This is a genomic window from Serratia sp. NCCP-200 (genome assembly GCF_059697885.1).
Window position 1 is genome coordinate 165,178 of record NZ_BAAKUJ010000009.1, and the last position, 20,947, is coordinate 186,124.

Annotated in this window: 15 protein-coding genes; 8 read left to right on the forward strand and 7 right to left on the reverse strand. The window is 56.4% G+C overall.

The window, feature by feature from the left end:
• Positions 1–71: 71 nt before the first annotated feature.
• Positions 72–1,100: a DNA-binding transcriptional regulator CytR gene (gene cytR, locus AC6HVW_RS23255; RefSeq protein WP_021181893.1), complete on the reverse strand. Its 1,029-nt coding sequence runs from the start codon at positions 1,098–1,100 to the stop codon at positions 72–74.
• A 280-nt stretch (positions 1,101–1,380) separates the two neighbouring features.
• The gene (gene priA, locus AC6HVW_RS23260; protein WP_071683726.1) at positions 1,381–3,576 is read right to left on the reverse strand and encodes a primosomal protein N'; all 2,196 of its coding nucleotides are present in this window, start codon (positions 3,574–3,576) and stop codon (positions 1,381–1,383) included.
• Between the two features lie 199 nt (positions 3,577–3,775).
• Here priA and rpmE point away from each other — a divergent pair, with 199 nt between their 5' ends.
• Positions 3,776–3,991: a 50S ribosomal protein L31 gene (rpmE, locus tag AC6HVW_RS23265; RefSeq protein WP_024482871.1), complete on the forward strand. Its 216-nt coding sequence runs from the start codon at positions 3,776–3,778 to the stop codon at positions 3,989–3,991.
• Between the two features lie 72 nt (positions 3,992–4,063).
• Here the strand turns inward: rpmE and metJ are convergent, their stop codons facing one another.
• A complete protein-coding gene (gene metJ / locus AC6HVW_RS23270) occupies positions 4,064–4,381 on the reverse strand; it encodes a met regulon transcriptional regulator MetJ (RefSeq protein WP_006317756.1) in 318 nt (105 codons plus the stop codon).
• Positions 4,382–4,698: 317 nt separating this feature from the next.
• Between metJ and metB the strand changes: the two genes are divergently transcribed.
• The 3 genes from metB (at position 4,699) to metF (ending at position 9,412) form a co-directional block, all read left to right on the forward strand.
• A complete protein-coding gene (metB, locus tag AC6HVW_RS23275) occupies positions 4,699–5,859 on the forward strand; it encodes a cystathionine gamma-synthase (RefSeq protein WP_021181896.1) in 1,161 nt (386 codons plus the stop codon).
• A 3-nt stretch (positions 5,860–5,862) separates the two neighbouring features.
• The gene (locus tag AC6HVW_RS23280) at positions 5,863–8,298 is read left to right on the forward strand and encodes a bifunctional aspartate kinase/homoserine dehydrogenase II (protein ID WP_021807218.1); all 2,436 of its coding nucleotides are present in this window, start codon (positions 5,863–5,865) and stop codon (positions 8,296–8,298) included.
• Positions 8,299–8,512: 214 nt separating this feature from the next.
• The gene (gene metF, locus AC6HVW_RS23285; protein ID WP_021807217.1) at positions 8,513–9,412 is read left to right on the forward strand and encodes a methylenetetrahydrofolate reductase; all 900 of its coding nucleotides are present in this window, start codon (positions 8,513–8,515) and stop codon (positions 9,410–9,412) included.
• Positions 9,413–9,448: 36 nt separating this feature from the next.
• Here the strand turns inward: metF and rihC are convergent, their stop codons facing one another.
• From rihC to argE, 4 genes are all read right to left on the reverse strand, one after another.
• Positions 9,449–10,384, reverse strand: coding sequence for a ribonucleoside hydrolase RihC (gene rihC, locus AC6HVW_RS23290; RefSeq protein WP_071683725.1), 936 nt, complete (start codon positions 10,382–10,384; stop codon positions 9,449–9,451).
• Positions 10,385–10,448: 64 nt separating this feature from the next.
• A complete protein-coding gene (gene dcuC / locus AC6HVW_RS23295; protein WP_497569708.1) occupies positions 10,449–11,819 on the reverse strand; it encodes a C4-dicarboxylate transporter DcuC in 1,371 nt (456 codons plus the stop codon).
• Between the two features lie 313 nt (positions 11,820–12,132).
• The gene (gene ppc, locus AC6HVW_RS23300; protein WP_071683724.1) at positions 12,133–14,769 is read right to left on the reverse strand and encodes a phosphoenolpyruvate carboxylase; all 2,637 of its coding nucleotides are present in this window, start codon (positions 14,767–14,769) and stop codon (positions 12,133–12,135) included.
• A gap of 315 nt (positions 14,770–15,084) precedes the next feature.
• Positions 15,085–16,230 (reverse strand): acetylornithine deacetylase, encoded by a 1,146-nt coding sequence (argE, locus tag AC6HVW_RS23305; RefSeq protein WP_037376432.1) that lies wholly within the window; start codon positions 16,228–16,230, stop codon positions 15,085–15,087.
• 218 nt (positions 16,231–16,448) lie between these two features.
• On the opposite strand from argE, the gene argC reads away from it, so the two are divergent.
• The 4 genes from argC to argH all read left to right on the forward strand — a co-directional run bounded on the left by argC (position 16,449) and on the right by argH (position 20,939).
• Complete coding sequence (argC, locus tag AC6HVW_RS23310) at positions 16,449–17,453, forward strand: N-acetyl-gamma-glutamyl-phosphate reductase (RefSeq protein ID WP_071683723.1); 1,005 nt, start codon at positions 16,449–16,451, stop codon at positions 17,451–17,453.
• 20 nt (positions 17,454–17,473) lie between these two features.
• Positions 17,474–18,247, forward strand: coding sequence for an acetylglutamate kinase (gene argB, locus AC6HVW_RS23315; RefSeq protein ID WP_021181908.1), 774 nt, complete (start codon positions 17,474–17,476; stop codon positions 18,245–18,247).
• Positions 18,248–18,273: 26 nt separating this feature from the next.
• Entirely contained in the window at positions 18,274–19,491 is a 1,218-nt protein-coding gene (locus AC6HVW_RS23320; protein ID WP_021181909.1) for an argininosuccinate synthase, read from the forward strand.
• 74 nt (positions 19,492–19,565) lie between these two features.
• Positions 19,566–20,939 carry an argininosuccinate lyase gene (gene argH, locus AC6HVW_RS23325; RefSeq protein ID WP_071683722.1) on the forward strand — a complete coding sequence of 458 codons (1,374 nt, stop codon included), beginning with the start codon at positions 19,566–19,568 and terminating at the stop codon, positions 20,937–20,939.
• Positions 20,940–20,947: the final 8 nt, after the last annotated feature.

Genomic DNA, 20,947 nt, shown 5'->3' on the forward strand with positions numbered 1-20,947 from the left:
CACAACAATGATCATTACGCCGGTTTGGCCGGCGCTGGGTCTGCCATGTTACTTAACCCAAAAATATTTGACTAGCGTTTAGGGGCCGCGGTGCTGCCTCTGATGATCAATTCACTGTCCAGTAACCGGGAACCGCTGTTCACGGTTTGCCCATGCAACTGTTCCAGCAGCAGCAACATTGCCTGCTGACCAATCTGGAAGCGGGGCTGTGCCACGGTGGTCAGCGGTGGATCGCAATACTGCGCCAGCTTGATATCGTCAAAGCCGACAATCGACAGATCCTGCGGTACCCGCAAACCCAGTTTTTTTGCCTGGGACAATACGCCGATCGCCATGACGTCGCTGTGACAAAAGACCGCCGTTGGCGGTTTTGGCAGCGCCATCAGTGAGGCTATTGCCTGCGCACCGGCTTCGTAGGTGAAGTCACCCCGGGTAATATAGCTGCTTTCGACGGTAATGCCATTACGGCGTAGCGCCTGAATGTAGCCTTGCAACCGATAATGGCTCAGCGGCATCTGTTCTGGCCCGGCGATACAGGCGATCTGTTTATGGCCAAGCTGATGCAGATAATGTACGGCTTCAAACGCGGCGGTCAGATTGTCGATATGCACCGTTGGCAGTTCCAGCTCCGGTGCAAACTCGTTGGCCATCACCATTGGCGGCAGGTTGCGCTGCTCTTCCTTGCTGGCGTCGAAAGGCAGGTTGGAGCCGAGCAGCAGCATGCCATCGATTTGTTTGGTGATGATCAGGTTAACGAAGGTGCGTTCCTGTTGGTTCTGCTGCGCACAGTCGCCGATCAGCACCAGGTAACCCTGCTGCGCTGCCGTTTGTTCGATCCCCTGGATCACGTCGGCAAAAAACGGATCGCAGATGTCCGGGACGATCACCAGGATAGTGCGGGATTCATTGCGCTTGATATTGCGTGTCAGGGCATGAGGGGAGTAACCCACGGCCAGCACGGCCTGTTCTACTTTCTGGCGCGTTGGCGTTGACACCTTTTCCGGATTCATCAGCGCACGCGACACGGTTGCCGTGGAAACGCCGGCCATTTCGGCAACGTCTTTCATGGTCGCCATGGGTAATTCTTGCTTGTGTTCCAACGCCTTTCTCCTTGCGTCAGCACCCAGCTAACGCGGTTACTTCAGTTTGCTCACAAATTCTGGCATGCAGTGGTGGTGGTGTTATTTTTAGCGTCATCCACATTCAAGCATTCCATTGCCTGGCTGAAAAAATGCCTTCACCGACATTCTAAACAGATTACGGGCCGCTTTTGTTACCTAATTTGCATGAAAAGTGTGACGCAGGAAGGTTTTTTCGTGTTCGCTCGCAAATTGTGGTGTAAACGTTTGCTTTTAACCGTGGAATTAAGAGTTTTCTTAATCAACTGTCAATGGGATCAACGTCTAACGTCCATTTGACTTTACGTGCCTGTGGCAGGGTGCCAATCAATGGCAACGTGCTTTTTATCAGGTGCTGTAACAGCTTTCTGGACGGGTGCTGCAACAACAGTTGCCAGCGGAAGCGACCCCCGCGTTTGGGTTGCAGGGCCGGAACCGGGCCCATTACCCACAGCGAATCATCCTTCAGCGGGCTGGCTTCCAACAGATTGCGTAGCTGCTGTAAGAACAACGGTGCCTGCTGATTATCGTGATCTTCCGAACGCACGATGATGTGGCTGGTGTAGGGCGGCAGGAAGACGCTGTTACGCTCGGCCAGGGTTTGCTTGGCAAAGGCGTCGTAGCCCTGTTGCAATAGGATTTGCAGTAGCGGGTGCTCCGGGTGATGGGTTTGCAGCAGCACCTCGCCCTGCTTGCCCGCCCGCCCGGCACGGCCTGAAACCTGAGTATAGAGCTGGGCAAACCGCTCGGCAGAACGGAAATCGGCGGAGAATAGCGCGCCGTCCACGTCGAGCAACGCTACCAAGGTGACATCTGGGAAGTGGTGGCCTTTGGCCAGCATTTGTGTGCCGATCAGAATACGTGGGCCGCCACGGTGAATATCGGCCAGATGCTGTTCCAGCGATCCCTTGCGGCTGGTGGTATCGCGATCGATACGGGTAATGGCGGTTTCCGGGAACAGGGGAGCCAGTTCGTTCTCCAACTGTTCAGTACCGACGCCGACGGAAACCAGGTTGGTGGTACCGCACTGCGGGCACTGATGTGGCACCGGGCGCTGGCTGTCGCAGTGGTGGCAGCGCAGCTGGCGTTGATGCTGGTGGAACGTGTAGTAATGGTCGCAGCGCTGGCATTCGGCGATCCAACCGCACTCATGGCACAGCAGCGCGGGGGCATAGCCACGGCGGTTAAGGAACAGGATCACCTGATTGCCGTTCTTGAGGTGGTGCTGCATGCTTTTCAGCAGAGGCTGAGAGAGCCCGACCTTCAGCGGCAGGCCTTTCAAATCGATCAGATGCTGATTGGCCGGTTTGGCGTTGCCCGCCCGCTGCGTCAGTTTGAGCTGGCGGTATTTGCCTAACTGCACGTTGTGCAGCGTTTCCAGCGCCGGTGTTGCAGAGCCCATCACCAGCGGGATGTTTTCGGCGTGAGCGCGGAACACCGCCAGATCGCGAGCGTGATAGCGCCAGCCTTCCTGCTGTTTATAGGAGCTGTCGTGTTCTTCGTCGATGATGATCACCCCAAGGCGTGAGAAGGGGGTGAACAACGCCGAACGGGTGCCAATCACAATGGCGGCTTCACCGCTGCGCGCGCGTAGCCAAACGGCCAGCCGTTCGCTGTCGTTCAGGCCGGAGTGCAGGACTTCTACCGGTGCGTTGAAGCGTTCACGAAAGCGAGCGATGGTCTGCGGGGTGAGGCCGATCTCCGGCACCAACACCAGCGCCTGCTTACCTTTCGCCAGGATATTTTCTAGCACGCTGAGGTAAACCTCGGTTTTGCCGGAGCCGGTGACGCCGGCCAGCAGCCAGGCGGCAAACTGATCGTCTTCACTGCGGATAGCGCCCACGGCGGTGGCCTGCTCGGTATTGAGCCGCAACCGTTCGCCGAGCACGGCAAAGCCTGGCCGCCAATCCTGCGTTGCCACAGTTTGCGAACGCAGGTCGATCAGGCCTTTGGCCCGTAGCGCCTGGAGCGCGCTTTCCGTCAGCTCCAATTCGCTGACCTGATGGCGATACACCGGGCGTTGCAGCAGTGCCGCCAGTGCCTGTTGCTGCTTTGGCGCACGCTTTAGGCTTTCCGGCGGGGTTGCGCGCCCCTGCTCGGTAGCAAACCATTGCCACAGCGGGGCGGCTTCTGCGGGCTTACCCTGACGCAGCAGAATGGGCAGCGCATGGAACAACACTTCACCGATCGGGTAATGGTAGTATTCGCTGGCCCACAGCAGGATGCGCCACAGGCTGGTGGTGAACAGCGAGTTGTTATCCAGCAGGCCATCGATGGGCTTGAGCTTTTCCAGCGGCACTTCACTGCTCTCGCTGCTGCCGGTGATGATGCCTATCGCCCGTTGCTTTCCCCAAGGCACACTGACGCGCGCGCCGATGACCGGCTGCAGGCCTGCGGGCAGCAGATAATCGAAGGTGCGGGCAAGGGGAACCGGTAGAGCAACGTGTACAACAGGCATGTGGCTGTCCAGGTAGAAAAAAGTGTTGGCTAGTTTACACGGTAGGCTGGCAAATGTACGGATCCGATTGCGCGCTACATTTTATTCTGTATAATTTGCCGCCTTTGGTATAATCCCATATCAAAACCTATTATCAACCACGTGTGGTGTCTGGCGGAACAGGGCTGGATAGCGACACGGCCTTAACTGAGGTTCTCCCATGAAAAAAGGTATTCACCCTAAATACGACGAAGTTACTGCAAACTGCTCTTGCGGTAACGTGATCAAAATCCGCTCTACCGTGGGTCACGATCTGAACCTGGACGTTTGTGGCGAATGCCACCCGTTCTACACTGGCAAGCAGCGTGATGTTGCTACCGGTGGCCGCGTTGACCGCTTCAACAAGCGTTTCAGCGTGCCAGGTGTTAAGAAATAAGTTTTCTTATCGTCAGATGAAAAAGGCGCCTTCGGGCGCCTTTTTTCGTTTTTGCCTTCGGTGCAGGCAGGATCAATATTCCCAGGTATCAGGGTCGACACCCAATTCTCGCATCAGTACTTTCGCGGCTTCCGGGATTTCATCGCTGCGTTCTTTGCGCAGGTCTTCATCGTTCGGCAGCGGCTGGCCGGTAAAGGCGTGCAGGAATGCTTCACACAGCAGTTCGCTGTTGGTGGCGTGGCGCAGGTTGTTTACCTGGCGACGAGTCCGTTCATCCGTCAGGATTTTCAGCACCTTCAGCGGAATGGATACCGTGATTTTTTTGACTTGCTCGCTCTTTTTACCGTGTTCAGCGTAAGGGCTGACATACTCGCCGTTCCACTCAGCCATGGGACACCTTAAAATTGTCTGAAAAATACAAAATTCTAAAAACCGGCCAATTATGCCCGATCTTCACTGTGCTCACTAAATAAATGTCTACTTTACGCGATAAGGGTCACTGAATCTGATGATTTAATAGGCTATGCCTATGCATTGTTGGGCTGACATCTTATCAATATTACAAACCGCCATAATTTTAGCGGGTATTGTCCCTTTGCTCAATCTATACGCAAAGAAGTTTAGATGTCCAGATGTATTGACGTCTATATCCGCTGCGGTTAATCTTTAAGCCTCATTCCCCCACTTTCCGAGAGCCGAGCCACCCTATGACGCGTAAACCAGCCACGATTGCCGTACGTAGCGGTCTGAATGATGACGAACAGTACGGCTGCGTCGTTCCGCCGATCCATCTTTCCAGCACCTATAACTTCACCGATTTCAACCAGCCCCGAGCTCATGATTACTCACGCCGTGGTAACCCTACGCGTGATGTCGTGCAGCGTGCGCTGGCAGAGTTGGAAGGAGGTGCGGGGGCGGTGATGACCGGGAGCGGGATGTCGGCGATCCATCTGGTGACCACGGTATTTCTCAAGCCGGGCGATCTGCTGGTGGCCCCCCATGATTGCTACGGCGGCAGCTACCGCCTGTTCGATAGCCTGAGCAAACGCGGGGCGTATCGGGTGCTGTTTGTCGATCAAGGAAATGAAGCCGCATTGCGCGATGCGTTGGCGCAAAAACCGAAGTTGGTGCTGATCGAAAGCCCAAGCAACCCGCTATTACGCGTGGTGGATATCGCGGCCATCTGTAAAGCTGCCCACGAAGCCGGTGCGCTGACCGTGGTAGACAACACCTTCCTCAGCCCGGCGCTGCAACAGCCGATCGAACTGGGTGCCGATCTGGTCGTCCACTCTTGTACCAAATACCTCAACGGCCACTCCGACGTGGTTGCGGGCGCGGTGATTGCTAAAGATAAAGATCTGGCGGTCGAGCTGGCCTGGTGGGCCAACAATATCGGCGTCACCGGCGCGGCATTCGATAGCTATTTGTTATTGCGGGGGATGCGTACCCTGTCGCCGCGTATCAAGGCTGCACAACATAATGCCGAGGCGATTGTCGGCTATTTACAGCAGCAACCCTTGGTCAAAAAGCTGTATCATCCTTCCTTGCCAGAAAACCCTGGCCATGAGATTGCGTGCCGTCAGCAACGTGGGTTCGGTGCCATGCTCAGCTTTGAACTGGATGGGGATGAAGCGCTGCTGCGCCGTTTCCTGTCTGCTCTGGAGCTGTTTACGCTGGCGGAATCCCTGGGTGGCGTAGAAAGCCTGATCTCACATGCGGCAACCATGACTCACGCCGGTATGGCGCCAGAAGCGCGTGCCGCAGCGGGGATTTCCGAAAGCCTGCTGCGTGTTTCCGTGGGGATTGAAGACAGCGAAGATTTGATTGCCGATCTGGAACAAGCCTTCCAGGCGGCGGCTACGAGGTAAGTCATGAATGCAATTGCGGTAGCAGGGCCGGTTAGCGGGCGTCAACTGCACAAATTTGGCGGCAGCAGCCTGGCAGATGTGAAGTGTTATCTGCGGGTGGCCGGGATCATGGCCGAATACAGCCAGCCGGGTGACATGATGGTGGTGTCGGCGGCGGGTAGCACCACCAACCAATTGATCAGTTGGCTGAAGCTCAGCCAGAGCGATCGCCTTTCCGCGCATCAGGTGCAGCAAACGCTGCGCCGTTACCATAGTGAGCTGATCGGCGGGTTGTTGCCGGCGGAAACGGCGGAACCGCTGATTGCCGAATTTATCCACGATCTTGAGCGCCTGGCAATCCTGCTGGACGGCAAGGTTGATGATGCGGTGTATGCCGAAGTGGTGGGGCACGGTGAAATCTGGTCAGCCCGCCTGATGGCTGCGGTGCTGAACAAGCAGGACATGCAGGCGGCATGGCTGGACGCACGTGATTTTCTGCGTGCCGAACGTGCGGCACAACCGCAGGTTGACGAAGGCCGTTCCTATCCGTTATTGCAGCAACTGCTGGCTCAACATCCCGGCAAACGTCTGGTAGTAACCGGCTTTATTTCGCGTAATGACAGCGGTGAAACCGTGCTGCTGGGGCGCAACGGCAGTGACTATTCTGCCACGCAGGTTGGCGCGTTGGCCGGAGTGGAGCGAGTCACCATCTGGAGCGACGTGGCCGGGGTTTACAGCGCCGATCCGCGCAAAGTGAAAGATGCCTGCCTGCTGCCGCTGTTGCGTCTGGATGAGGCCAGCGAGCTGGCCCGCCTGGCGGCTCCGGTGCTACATACCCGAACCTTGCAGCCGGTGTCTGGCAGCGATATCGATCTGCAACTGCGTTGCAGCTATCAGCCGGAGCAGGGGTCGACCCGTATCGAGCGTGTGCTGGCTTCCGGCACCGGTGCCAAAATTGTCACCAGCCACGATGATGTCTGCCTGATCGAACTCAGCGTTGCGCCGCAGCATGACTTCAAGCTGGCGCAGAAAGAGTTGGATCTGGTGCTCAAGCGCGCACAGATCAAACCGTTGGCCGTAGGGGTTCATCCTGACCGAAACCTGATCCAGCTGTGCTACACCTCGGAAGTGGTGGGCAGCGTGCTGCGCATTTTGCAGGAGGCCGGATTACCGGGTGAACTGCAACTGCGTGAAGGGTTGGCGCTGGTAGCGTTGGTGGGCGCAGGCGTGTGCAAAAATCCGCTGCATAGCCATCGTTTCTATCAGCAGTTGAAGGACCAGCCGGTGGAGTTCATCTGGCAGGCCGAGGATGGTATCAGCCTGGTGGCCGTTCTGCGTCAGGGGCCGACCGGTCTGCTGATCCAGGGCCTGCACCAAACGCTGTTCCGCGCGGAAAAGCGTATTGGCCTGGTGCTGTTTGGCAAAGGCAATATCGGTTCGCGTTGGCTGGAGCTGTTTGCTCGTGAACAGAAGAATATCTCTGCGCGCAGCGGCTTTGAGTTTAGCCTGGCAGGGGTGGTGGATAGCCGTCGCAGCCTGCTCGATTATGACGGATTGGATGCCAGCCGCGCGCTGGCGTTCTTTGAAGATGAAGCCCAGGAACTGGACGAAGAGTCGCTGTTCCTGTGGATGCGGGCGCACCCGTTCGACGATCTGGTGGTGCTCGACGTCACCGCCAGCGGGGAGTTGGCGGAGCAATATCTGGACTTTGCCAGCTATGGCTTCCATGTGATCAGCGCCAACAAGCTGGCGGGGGCCTCGTGCAGCGCCAATTACCGCCAGATCCGCGATGCGTTTGCCAAAACGGGCCGCCACTGGCTGTATAACGCCACCGTGGGGGCTGGATTACCGGTGAACCATACCGTGCGCGATCTGCGCGACAGCGGGGACAGCATCCTGGCGATCAGCGGCATCTTCTCCGGCACGCTTTCCTGGCTGTTTCTGCAGTTTGACGGCACGGTGCCGTTCACCGATCTGGTGGATCAGGCTTGGCAGCAGGGGCTGACGGAACCGGATCCGCGTGTTGACCTGTCAGGACAAGACGTGATGCGTAAGCTGGTGATCCTGGCGCGTGAGGCGGGTTATGACATTGAACCTAACCAGGTGCGTGTGGAGTCGCTGGTGCCTGCCGGCGCGGAGCAAGGGTCCATCGACCAGTTCTTCGAGAACGGCGATGCGCTGAATCAGCAAATGCTACAGCGTTTCGAAGCGGCCAACGAAATGGGCCTGGTGCTGCGCCACGTGGCGCGTTTCGATGCCAATGGCAAAGCGCGCGTTGGCGTTGAGGCCGTGCGGCCAGAACACCCGCTGGCTTCGCTGCTGCCCTGCGACAACGTGTTCGCCATCGAGAGCCGCTGGTACCGCGACAACCCGCTGGTGATCCGTGGGCCAGGGGCCGGTCGCGACGTGACGGCTGGAGCCATCCAATCCGACCTTAACCGCTTGGCACAACTGCTTTAAATCCTCGTCTTAGCCTCGGGGGTAGCACTGCGCTGCCCCCGCTCAATCCTTCAACTTGAAATTCTCTCATCTTGCGTGAGGATTAATCATCGTATCTCCCTCACTTTCCTGTTGACTCTTCAGGCAACATCCGGCATTTTCTATCTAGACGTCTAAACGTATAGACGCTTATTATAACGAAGCAAAACAGTGATCGATAAGAGGCGGACAGGGTATGAGTTTTTATCACGCAAACCAGCGGGAAGCGCTGAATCAGAGTCTGGCAGAGTTAAACGGCCAGATTAACGTGTCGTTCGAGTTCTTCCCGCCGCGCACCAGCGAGATGGAAGATACCTTGTGGCAGTCGATCGATCGCCTGAGCAGCCTCAAACCCAAGTTTGTTTCTGTGACCTACGGAGCCAACTCGGGTGAGCGCGACCGTACCCACAGCATCATCAAGGGGATCAAAGAGCGCACTGGTCTGGAAGCTGCGCCTCACCTGACCTGTATTGATGCCAGCCCGGCGCAGCTGCGTGAGATCGCTACTGATTACTGGAACAGCGGTATCCGCCATATCGTTGCGCTGCGTGGCGATTTACCACCGGGCGGTGGCAAGCCAGAAATGTATGCGACCGATCTGGTCACGCTGCTCAAAGACGTGGGCGACTTTGATATTTCTGTTGCGGCCTACCCGGAAGTGCATCCGGAAGCGAAAAGCGCCCAGTCAGACCTGATCAACCTGAAACGTAAAATCGATGCCGGTGCCAACCGTGCCATCACCCAGTTCTTTTTCGACGTAGAAAGCTATCTGCGTTTTCGTGACCGCTGTGTGACTGCTGGCATCGATGTAGAAATCGTGCCGGGCATTCTGCCAGTGTCCAACTTCAAGCAGCTCCAGCGTTTTGCCACCATGACCAACGTGCGGGTGCCAAGCTGGATGACCAGCATGTTTGCCGGGCTGGATGACGATGCGGAAACCCGCAAGATGGTCGGCGCCAATATTGCCATGGATATGGTGAAGATCCTTAGCCGCGAAGGGGTCAAAGATTTCCACTTCTATACGCTCAACCGTGCGGAAATGAGTTACGCCATCTGTCATACCCTGGGCGTGCGCCCCGCTGCGGTAGTTGGCTGATAGATAGCGGTTGCCGTTGCGGCAACCGCGCCATTATCAAGGAACGGCCGGGTGCGTGAGCATCTCCACGAACCACTGCCGGAATCCTTCGACATCGATTTCCAGACAGACCTCGGCATTGGCTGGCAGTTTCAAACGATTGGCCAGATCGACGCAGGTCGTTCCTCTGGTCAGCTCACCTTGCGTCTCTACCGCCACATGGCAGGCCTGAGTGGTAAACAACTCGGGTTTTGCCAGATAGGCCAGAGCGCATAGATCATGCATTTTCAGCCCACGGCTCATACTCCCACCCCGATAGTGTTGGAACAGGCTATGCAGCATGGCCCCGGTGCGGTTCAGCGTCGGTAAGCTGGCGATCATCTCGGCAGTGAGCGTAGCCCGGTTGGTGACGTCCAGCCCGCACATGACAATCGGGATACCGCTGGCAAACACCATGCTGGCGGCCTCGGGATCCACGTAGATATTGAACTCCGCGTTTGGTGTGTGGTTGCCACGGCTGGCGGAGCCTCCCATCATGACGATCCGCGCGATGGATGGTTTACATTCCGGGTAGAGCGTGAGCAACAGGGCAATGTTGGTTAACGGGCCAATCGGCACCAAGACTATCGGATCCTTGCTGGCCAGTAGCAGGTCACGCATCACTTCAACGGCATGACCGTCAACGATCTGCCGTGTCGGCTTTTCAAACTCGTATCCATCCAGGCCGGAGTTGCCGTGAATATGGCTGGCATCCTCCAGTTTACGTACCAGCGGAGCTGCTGCCCCGCGAGCTACGGGCGTTGATGCGCCCAGGAAATGCAGTAGGCGTAGCGCATTGTTGGTGGTTTTATCCACGCTAACGTTGCCAGCGACCGTACTTACCAGGCGCAGGTCGATTTTGGGATGAAACAGCGCGGCAACCAGCGCGACGGCGTCATCAATACCGGGATCGGTATCCAGGATCATGGCAATAGGTGCAGAGCTAGAGGACATAATATCTCCCATACAGAGTTAGTGCTGATGGTCAAAATAGCTGATAGTACTCATTTGCATCTCCTCAGAACGAATAGCGGATCAGCGTGAAAATCAGGGTGGCGATAAACCCGATCAGCAACGGCACCGAGGTTCTTTTGACCACCTCAATCGGGCTGACTTTGACTACTGATGCCACGATGATCACCACCGCAGAGACTGGCGACACCGCACGGATAAGGTTTGAGGTCAGTTGCATCGGCAGGGCAATCATCACCGGATCGACGTGAGCCTGAGTGGCTATCGAAGGAATGAGCTCGATAAAGGAGTAGAACACCGCATTACCGCTACCGCTGATCAGCGTGATCAGCGCGGTCAGGCCAGAGAAGATAAACATCAGGCCGATCCCGGCGTTGTTGACCTCTTTAACCAGCGAGGCCACGGTGCCGATGGCCCCGATGACGGTCAACCCGGCCACCAGGGTGCTGGCAGCCACGATCAACACCACCACCTGCGAGAAGCCTTGCCCCATGCCGGTAAAGAACAGCGACGAGTTTTTCATTTGCTCGCGCAGGTCGCCCTTGCGGATCAGTTCCACAATAAAGGCCAGGGCAAACGAGAACAGGGTAATTTCCACCAGGCCGATTTTAATCTGGCGGAAGAACAGGCCAAATACCACGATCAGGAATAACGGGATCAGCGGGAATATGGCGTAGTAAGCCGGAGGGAGCAGGCTGTTGGTGGCCAATTTACTCTCATCGACGTCGGTAAACGCGGCGGCACCCTGGCGCTTATCCATGTACTTTTGCCAGAAATAGTGCGCGATGCCGATAATGACCAGCACTGGCAGTGAGATAACGGCATGGTGCATAGTGACGTAGTCCACCACGTGTTCGAAACCCAGGATTTTGGCTGCGACCACATTATCGCCACCCAGCGGTGTGGGTACGATGGTGGCAGTGGTGGCAATGACCCCGGCGGCGCTGAGTGAGGACATGTTTGCTACGCGCAGAATGGGATAAAGCGTAGCCATTAAAATCACGGCGAGGGAGGCGGCGCTGGGAATAATCAACGACAGCAGTGACCCTATCCAGAACACGATCGGTACCAGAATATAGGGGGAGCGGATCTTCGCGATGGGTTTTGACATGATTTTAACCGCGACATCGTTTGCGCCAATGTGCGACATATAAGCGGAAAAGCCGAACAGCACCATGATGATGATGCCTGCCCGGCTAAACTGCTTGATGAAATCCAGCTCGATTTGTTTCAACGGATCCAACCAGACGGTGCCCGTCCCCGTTCCGGCGCTCAAAATCGGCAAGCCCAAGGTGGCTGCCGCCAACATGAGTACGATCCCTGAGCTAAACAATACCAGCTTGGTGTCGTAATTCTTGGCAATGGCGTAACCGGCCACGACGAGTACTGCCAAGCTGATTATTAGTGCTACATCCATTTACTTTCCCTGTCATTATCAATCTTCATGATAAATATCTTGCTGTGAAGGTATTTTCAAGAAGGTAAGGTCTTTGGCTATTACCAGTAACGAATAGTACCGGTTATCCTGACGGAATTCTTCGTATAATCAACACAAAAGGTGTGGCCAAGCAGAACATGGACTCAGAATGAGAGTCAGCAATAACAGTCTTGATAACCCGCAGTGAGTGACAGCTGGGACAAAATCTGCAGATTAGGAACGGGGATAATCGAGGGCGAGAATAAGCACCGACGCCGATCGCATCGGTGCTTGCTGCAAAGATGAAGCAATATTAGCCGGTGTTGCGCATCCCGGCCGCCACGCCAGCAATAGTGACCATCAGCGCCTGCTCAACGCGGGCATCCGGATGCTCCTGCTGGCGCGAACGGTGCAGCAGCTCGGCCTGCAACACGTTTAGCGGGTCGGTGTAGACGTTGCGCAACGCGATAGATTCAGCGATCCACGGCAGGTCTTCCATCAGATGGTCGTCGTTGGCAATGGTCAGCACCGCCTTGATATCGCTGGCCAATTGATCACGCAACTGTTGGCCGAGCGGCCACAGGGACTTGTCTACCAGACGCTGATCGTAGTATTCCGCCAGCCACAGGTCGGCTTTGGCGTATACCATCTCCAGCATTGCGATACGGGTAGAGAAGAACGGCCAGTTGTGGCACATGGCTTCCAACTGGTCCTGCTTGCCAGCCTTCACCGCTTCCTGCAGGCCAGCACCGGCACCCAGCCAGGCTGGCAGCATCAGGCGGTTCTGCGTCCAGGCGAAGATCCACGGAATGGCACGCAGGCTTTCAACACCGCCGTTCGGGCGGCGTTTGGCCGGGCGTGAACCCAATGGCAGTTTCCCCAGTTCCTGCTCTGGCGTAGCGGCGCGGAAGTAAGGCACAAACTCAGGGTTTTCACGCACGTAACCGCGATACATGTTGCACGAGGTTTCGGACAGTTCATCCATCAGCGTGCGCCATTCTGGCTTAGGCTCCGGCGGTGGCAACAGGTTGGCTTCCAACACCGCACCGGCGTACAGCGCCAGGCTGCTGATGGTGACTTCTGGCAGACCGAATTTAAAGCGGATCATCTCGCCCTGTTCGGTCACGCGCAGGCCACCTTTCAGGCTGCCCGGCGGTTGGGACAGCAGAGCGGCGTGCGCAGGTGCGCCACCACGGCCAATGGAACCACCACGGCCATGGAACAGCGTCAGCGCTACTCCGGCCTTCTCACAGGTTTTGATCAGTGCGTCCTGTGCACGGTATTGCGCCCAGGAGGCCGCCATCACGCCAGCATCTTTTGCCGAGTCGGAATAGCCGATCATGACCATCTGTTTGCCCTGAATAAAACCGCGATACCAGTCGATGTTCAGCAACTGGGTCATCACGTCTTCGGCGTTGTTCAGATCGTCGAGGGTTTCGAACAGCGGGGCCACCGGTAGCGCGAATGGGCAACCAGTCTCCTTTAACAACAGGTGCACGGCCAAGACGTCGGACGGGGTACGTGCCATGGAAATGACGTAGGCGGCGATCGAGCCTTGTGGCGCTTCGGCGACTACCTTGCAGGTTTCCAGCACTTCCTGAGTGTCTGCACTCGGCTCCCACTTCAGTGGTACCAGCGGACGCTTGGAGTTCAGCTCACGGATCAGGAATGCCTGTTTGTCAGCTTCTGACCAGCTCTCATAATCCCCCAGGCCCAGATAGCGGGTCAGTTCGGCAATGGCTTCGGTATGGCGGGTGCTTTCCTGGCGCACGTCGATACGCACCAGCGGCACGCCAAAGCAGCGCACGCGGCGCAGCGTGTCCAGCAGTTGGCCGTTGGCGATAATGCTCATGCCACAGGCCACCAAAGATTGGTAGCAGGCATACAGCGGTTCCCACAGCTGTTCGTTATGTTCCAGCAGATCGTGCGGACGCAGCACGCGTTCACCCTTCAGGCGGCCTTCAAGGTAGGCCTGGGAGCTCATCAACTGGCTGCGCAGTTGCTTCATCAATTCGCGATAAGGTTCTTGTACTTCGTCACCACCGGCCAATTCCCGCAGTTCCGGGGTACATTCGGTCATCGACAGTTCGGAAACCAGCACCTGAATATCACGGGTGAACAGATCGCAGGCCTTCCAGCGGCTCAGCAACAGCACGTGACGGGTGATTTCGGCGGTCACGTTCGGGTTGCCGTCGCGGTCGCCACCCATCCAGGAGGTGAAGCGGATAGGCACGGCTTCTACCGGCAGGCGGTAATCGATAGAGTTTTCCAGCTGTTCGTTGAACTCGCGCAGGAAAGCCGGTACGCCTTCCCACAGGCTGTTTTCCACCACGGCAAAGCCCCATTTGGCTTCATCAACCGGGGATGGGCGATTCTTGCGGATCTCGTCGGTATGCCAGGATTGCGCGACCAACTGGCGCAGACGGCGCATGATTTTATTGCGCTCGTAGTCGGCCAGATCGTTATGGTCCAGCTGGCTCAGGCAGGTGTTCACCTCAACCAGTTTGTGGATCAGGGTGCGGCGGGTGATTTCCGTTGGGTGAGCGGTCAGGACCAGCTCGATGGAAAGATCGTCCACCGCTTTTTGCAGCTGTTTGTTATCCAGCTTGTTGTCTTTCAGCTTGGTAAACAACTGCGCCAAGGCTTCCGGGTTGCTGGCCGCTTCGCCGTGCGGCGAGATGCTGTGGTATTGCTCGGCAACGTTGGTCAGGTTGAGGAATTGGCTGAAGGCGCGGGCAACGGGCAGCAGCTCATCGTTAGACAGGTTCTGCAGCGTAGAGAGCAGCTCCTGACGATGCGCCTCGTTACCGGCACGTGAAGATTTGGAAAGCTTACGGATAGTTTCAACGCGATCGAGAATATGCTCGCCCAGCGCTTCTTTAATGGTATCGCCTAGCAGTTTGCCGAGCATACTGACATTACTTCGCATTGCCGAATATTGTTCGTTCATATAATCCCTGACCCAGTTCTTTGCATACTTATCATCCTCCGATTGCAGCGTTTTTCACCACTACCTGAACACGATGAGTACGTGATTTTTCATCTTGTAAGTAAATTTCACGTGCCGTCGCAGCCTGCCGGTTTTAGCCGATCACGTGCCTGTCCAATCATCAATTGACACTATTTTTAGCAAAAAAACATCAAATTCGGCGTATTTTCTGAAATTTAATTACGCGCTGTCGGTTATCAGTCTGGCTTATCGGCGTAAATTGCTACGTCTTAAGAGGTAGGGGATGGTAACCCATTCCCCTGTTGTTATTAAGGTTTATTGCCGGCAGAAATGGTCGACCAACTGACCCAGCAGCTTACGCGTTGGCTCAATAAACGCGGTATCCAGATATTCATCCGGCTGATGCGCCTGGTTGATCGAACCTGGGCCGAGCACCAGCGTTGGGCATACTTCCTGGACGAACGGTGCTTCGGTGCAGTAATTGACCACTTCGGTGCGTGAACCCAGCAGTTTTTCAATCACCGCCACCATGTGATGGTCGGTTGGGCATTCGTAGCCTGGGATCGGCGGATGCAACTCATCGATCGTCAAGCGGCCAGGCCAACGTTGGCTTACCGGCGCCAGCGCTTCGTGCAGGAGTTCGTTGATGTTATCCAACGTCATTCCCGGCAATGGGCGAATATCCATATGCAGTTCACAGCAGGCACAGATACGGTTGGCCGCATCGCCGCCGCTGATATGGCCAAAGTTCATGGTTGGGTAAGGCACAGCAAACGCCGGGTTGTTGTAGCGCTCCTGTAGCGTTTTGCGCAATGCCATCAGATGCCCGATAGACTCATGCATCAGATCGATGGCATTGACGCCGCGCGCCGGATCGCTCGAATGGCCCGACTGGCCAACGATGCGGATCGCACTTGAGATATGGCCTTTGTGCGCGCGCACCGGTTGCAGCGAGGTTGGCTCGCCGATGATGGCAAAGTCCGGGCGAATTTTGCTGGAGGCAGCAAAGTAACGTGCGCCAGCCATCGTCGTTTCTTCATCGGCGGTGGCTAGAATGTACAGCGGCTTGGTCAGCTTGCTGGCATCGATATCGCGTACCGCATCGAGGATAAAGGCGAAGAAGCCCTTCATGTCGGCGGTACCCAGCCCGTACAGCTTGTTGTCGTGCTCGGTCAGGGTAAAGGGATCTCGCGTCCAGCGCCCCTGATCGTAAGGCACCGTGTCGGTATGGCCCGCCAGCAGCAGGCCGCCGCTGCCTTCGCCGAGGCTCGCCAGCAGGTTGAATTTGTTGCGGGTGTCCGGCACGGGCTGCACGTCGACGCGGAAGCCCAAATCGTTGAACCAGCCAGCCAGCAAGTTGATTAATGCTTCATTACTCTGATCGAGGGCGCCATCGGTGGCGCTGATCGACGGAGTGGCGATCAACGCCCGGTACAGCTCAATAAATGGAGGTAATTTCATCTTCACTGTTGACAGCCTTTGGTTAGGATAGTATCAATATTCATGCATTTATTTTGAATAAAAATACAGTAAGCTAGAGCGTAAGGGAACCTGTAACCCGGATGCTGATAAAAACATCACGCTCAACCACGTGGGTGAACCGCGCAACAACGCGACCAAGCCCTGCTACCAGGGTCGCCGTGACTCTTAGATTGCTAGCCAAGAAGGTGAAAGGCCACATGTTGAATACGCTGATTGTTGGTGCCAGCGGTTATGCCGGAGCAGAGCTCACGGCTTACCTGAATCGCCACCCACACATGAACATAACCGCTTTAGCGGTTTCAGCGCAAAGTGCAGATGCAGGAAAATTGCTTTCCGAGCTGCACCCTCAATTAAAAGGCATCGTCGATCTGCCATTACAACCGCTGGTTGACGTTGCCGCAGCGGCAAAAGGCATCGACGTTGTTTTCCTCGCGACCGCCCATGAGGTGAGCCACGACATCGCGCCAGCGTTCTTGGCCGCCGGTTGTGTGGTGTTCGATCTTTCCGGCGCCTTCCGCGTACAGGATGCTGATTTTTATCAGCAGTATTATGGTTTTACACACCAGCATGCCGACTGGCTGGCGCAGGCGATTTACGGCCTGGCAGAGTGGCAGAGCGAAAAACTCAAGCAGGCGCAGCTGATTGCCGTGCCGGGCTGCTACCCAACGGCAGCGCAGCTGGCGCTCAAACCGCTGCTCGACAAGCAATTGCTGAACCTGGATCAATGGCCAGTGATCAACGCCGTCAGCGGCGTGAGCGGTGCAGGGCGTAAAGCCAGCGTCACGACCAGTTTCTGTGAAGTCAGCCTGCAACCTTACGGCCTGTTCAATCACCGTCATCAGCCAGAAATCTCTGCTCATCTCGGGGTGCCGGTCATCTTTACGCCACATCTGGGTAACTTCCCACGGGGTATTCTGGAAACCATCACCTGCCGCCTGAACAAGGGCGTCACCGCGCAGGACGTGGCGGCGGCTTACCATGCGGCTTACGATGATAAACCGCTGGTACGGCTGTACGACCAAGGGGTGCCAGCACTGAAATCCGTGGTGGGCCTGCCGTTCTGTGATATCGGTTTTGCCGTTCAGGGCGAGCATCTGATCGTCGTAGCTGCAGAAGATAACCTGTTGAAAGGTGCGGCGGCCCAGGCGGTGCAGTGTCTGAATATCCGTTTCGGTTTCCCGGAAACCCAATCCTTACTTTAAATCTGCGTGAGTAAACAGCAATGAATCCATTGATTATCAAACTAGGTGGCGTGCTACTGGACAGTGAAGAAGCGCTGGAGCGTTTGTTTACCGCGCTGGATGTCTATCGCCAGGAACATCAGCGCCCGCTGGTGATTGTTCACGGCGGCGGCTGCGTGGTGGATGAGCTGATGAAACAGCTCTCCCTGCCGGTAGTGAAGAAGAACGGCCTGCGTGTCACTCCAGCCGATCAGATCGATATCATCACCGGCGCGCTGGCAGGAACGGCTAATAAAACCCTGCTGGCCTGGGCGGTGAAGCACAAAATTAATGCCGTTGGTCTGAGCCTGGCAGACGGTGGCAGCGTTGCGGTAACCCAGCTGGACCCAGCGTTGGGCCATGTGGGCCATGCTGTTCCAGGAACGCCTGCGCTGCTCAATACCTTGTTGGGCGCTGGTTACCTGCCGGTGGTCAGCTCCATCGGCATCACTGCCGAAGGCCAACTGATGAACGTGAACGCCGATCAGGCAGCGACGGCCCTGGCCGCCACGCTGGGGGCGGATTTAATCCTGCTGTCGGATGTCAGCGGTATTCTCGACGGCAAAGGGCAGCGCATCGCGGAAATGACAGCACAAAAAGCCGAGCAACTGATTGCTCAAGGCATCATTACCGATGGTATGGTGGTGAAGGTCAATGCAGCGCTGGATGCTGCACGTACCCTTGGCCGCCCGGTAGATATCGCCAGCTGGCGTAATGCCGAAAAGCTCCCTGCTCTGTTTAATGGTGTGTCGATTGGCACCCGGATCCTCGCTTAAATTTAGAATTAAAAAGGAATAACACAATGCAAAACAAAGGCATCAAGAAAATCGTTCTGGCGTACTCCGGCGGTCTGGATACTTCGGCCATCATTCCATGGCTGAAAGAGAACTACGGCGGCTGTGAAGTGGTAGCCTTCGTGGCGGACATCGGCCAGGAGCGCGGCGATCTGGAAGGCGTTGAGCAGAAAGCTCTGCAATCCGGTGCCTCTGAATGTCATGTTGTCGATCTGCGTGAAGAGTTTATCCGTGACTACGTTTATCCGGTGCTGCAGACCGGCGCACTGTACGAAGGCAGCTACCTGCTGGGGACTTCAATGGCGCGTCCGATCATTGCCAAGGCTCAGGTTGAGCTGGCGCTGAAAGTGGGTGCTGATGCGCTGTGCCACGGGGCTACCGGTAAAGGCAACGATCAGGTGCGTTTCGAAACCACCTATACCGCATTGGCTCCACACCTGAAGGTCGTCGCACCTTGGCGTGAGTGGAACCTGCGTTCCCGTGAGGCACTGCTGGATTACCTGAAAGAGCGTAATATCCCAACCACCGCTTCGCTGGAGAAGATCTACAGCCGTGACGAAAACGCCTGGCACATCTCTACCGAAGGCGGCGTGCTGGAAAGCCCGTGGAATGCGCCAAACAAAGATTGCTGGGTCTGGACTGTTGATCCCTTGGAAGCACCGGACAAGCCAGAACAAGTGACCGTGACCGTTGAGAAAGGCTGTGTAGTGGCCGTTAACGGTGAAGCCATGAGCCCGTACAAGTGCCTGGAAGCCCTGAACGTGCTGGGTGCCAAACATGGCGTGGGCCGTATCGATATCGTGGAAAACCGCCTGGTAGGCATCAAATCCCGTGGTTGCTATGAAACCCCAGGAGGCACCATTATGGTTGCCGCGCTGCGCGGGATCGAGCAGTTGGTACTGGATCGTGATAGCTTTAAATGGCGTGAGCAGTTGGGCCTGGAAATGTCCTATGTGGTCTACGATGGCCGCTGGTTTGCTCCGCTACGTCGTTCCATTCAGGCTTCAGCACAAGCGCTGGCGGAAGAAGTTAACGGCGAAGTGGTATTGCAGCTGTATAAAGGCCAGGTGACGGCGATCCAGAAGAAATCGGCCAACAGCCTGTACTCAGAAGAATTTGCGACCTTTGGCGAAGACGAAGTTTACGATCACAGCCATGCGGGTGGCTTTATCCGTCTGTTCTCGCTCTCTTCCCGTATTCGCGCGTTGAACGAGAAGAAAAAGTAACGTCGTTGGTTTAGCGTCAATTTGAGGGGCGCAGCATGCTGCGCCCTTTCGCATACTTATTCAGGAGCAAGATTATGGCACTTTGGGGCGGACGGTTTAGTCAGGCAGCGGATCAGCGGTTCAAACAGTTAAATGATTCCCTGCGCTTCGACTATCGCCTGGCGGAACAGGATATTGTGGGCTCCGTCGCCTGGTCAAAAGCGCTGGTGACCGTCAACGTACTGACGTCAGCAGAGCAACAGCAGCTTGAGCAGGCACTGAACGTGCTGCTGGAAGAAGTGCAGGCCGATCCTCTGGCGATTGTTAACAGCGACGCAGAAGATATTCACAGCTGGGTCGAGCAGAAGCTGATCGAGAAAGTCGGCGATCTGGGCAAAAAGCTGCATACCGGCCGCAGCCGTAACGATCAGGTGGCCACCGATCTGAAACTGTGGTGCAAACATCAGGTTAGTGAACTGCTTCAGGCATTGGTACAGCTGCAACAGGCGCTGGTGGAAACCGCCGAAGCCAATCAGGATGCGGTGATGCCGGGTTATACCCACCTGCAGCGCGCCCAGCCGGTGACTTTTGCCCACTGGTGCCTCGCTTACGTCGAGATGCTGGCGCGTGATGAAAGCCGCCTGCAGGATACGTTGAAACGCCTGGACGTCAGCCCGCTGGGTAGCGGTGCCTTGGCTGGAACCGCTTATCCGATCGACCGTGAACAGCTGGCTGGCTGGTTAGGCTTTGCCTCTGCTACGCGTAACAGTCTGGACAGCGTCTCCGATCGTGACCACGTGCTGGAACTGCTGTCCAATGCGGCCATCAGCATGGTGCACCTGTCGCGCTTTGCCGAAGACCTGATCTTCTTCAACAGCGGCGAAGCGGCGTTTGTCGAACTTTCGGATCGCGTGACCTCTGGTTCATCCCTGATGCCACAGAAGAAAAACCCGGATGCGTTAGAGCTGATCCGTGGCAAGTCTGGCCGCGTGCAAGGGGCTTTGACCGGCATGATGATGACGTTGAAAGGCCTGCCGTTGGCCTACAACAAAGACATGCAGGAAGACAAAGAAGGGCTGTTCGACGCGCTCGACACCTGGATGGATTGCCTGCAGATGGCGGCGTTGGTGCTGGACGGCATTCAGGTGAAGCGCCCGCGTTGCCAGGAAGCGGCACAGCAAGGTTATGCTAACGCCACTGAGCTGGCCGACTATCTGGTTGCCAAAGGCGTGCCGTTCCGCGAAGCGCACCACATTGTGGGTGAAGCGGTAGTGGAAGCGATCCGCCAGGGCAAACCGTTGGAAGACCTGCCATTGAGCGATTTGCAGAAATTCAACAGCGTGATTGGTGACGATGTTTATCCGATCCTGTCGCTGCAATCTTGCCTGGATAAGCGCGCGGCCAAGGGCGGTGTTTCTCCTCAGCAGGTTGCCTATGCAATCGCCGAGGCGAAAAAACGTCTGTTCTAAGCTACGCG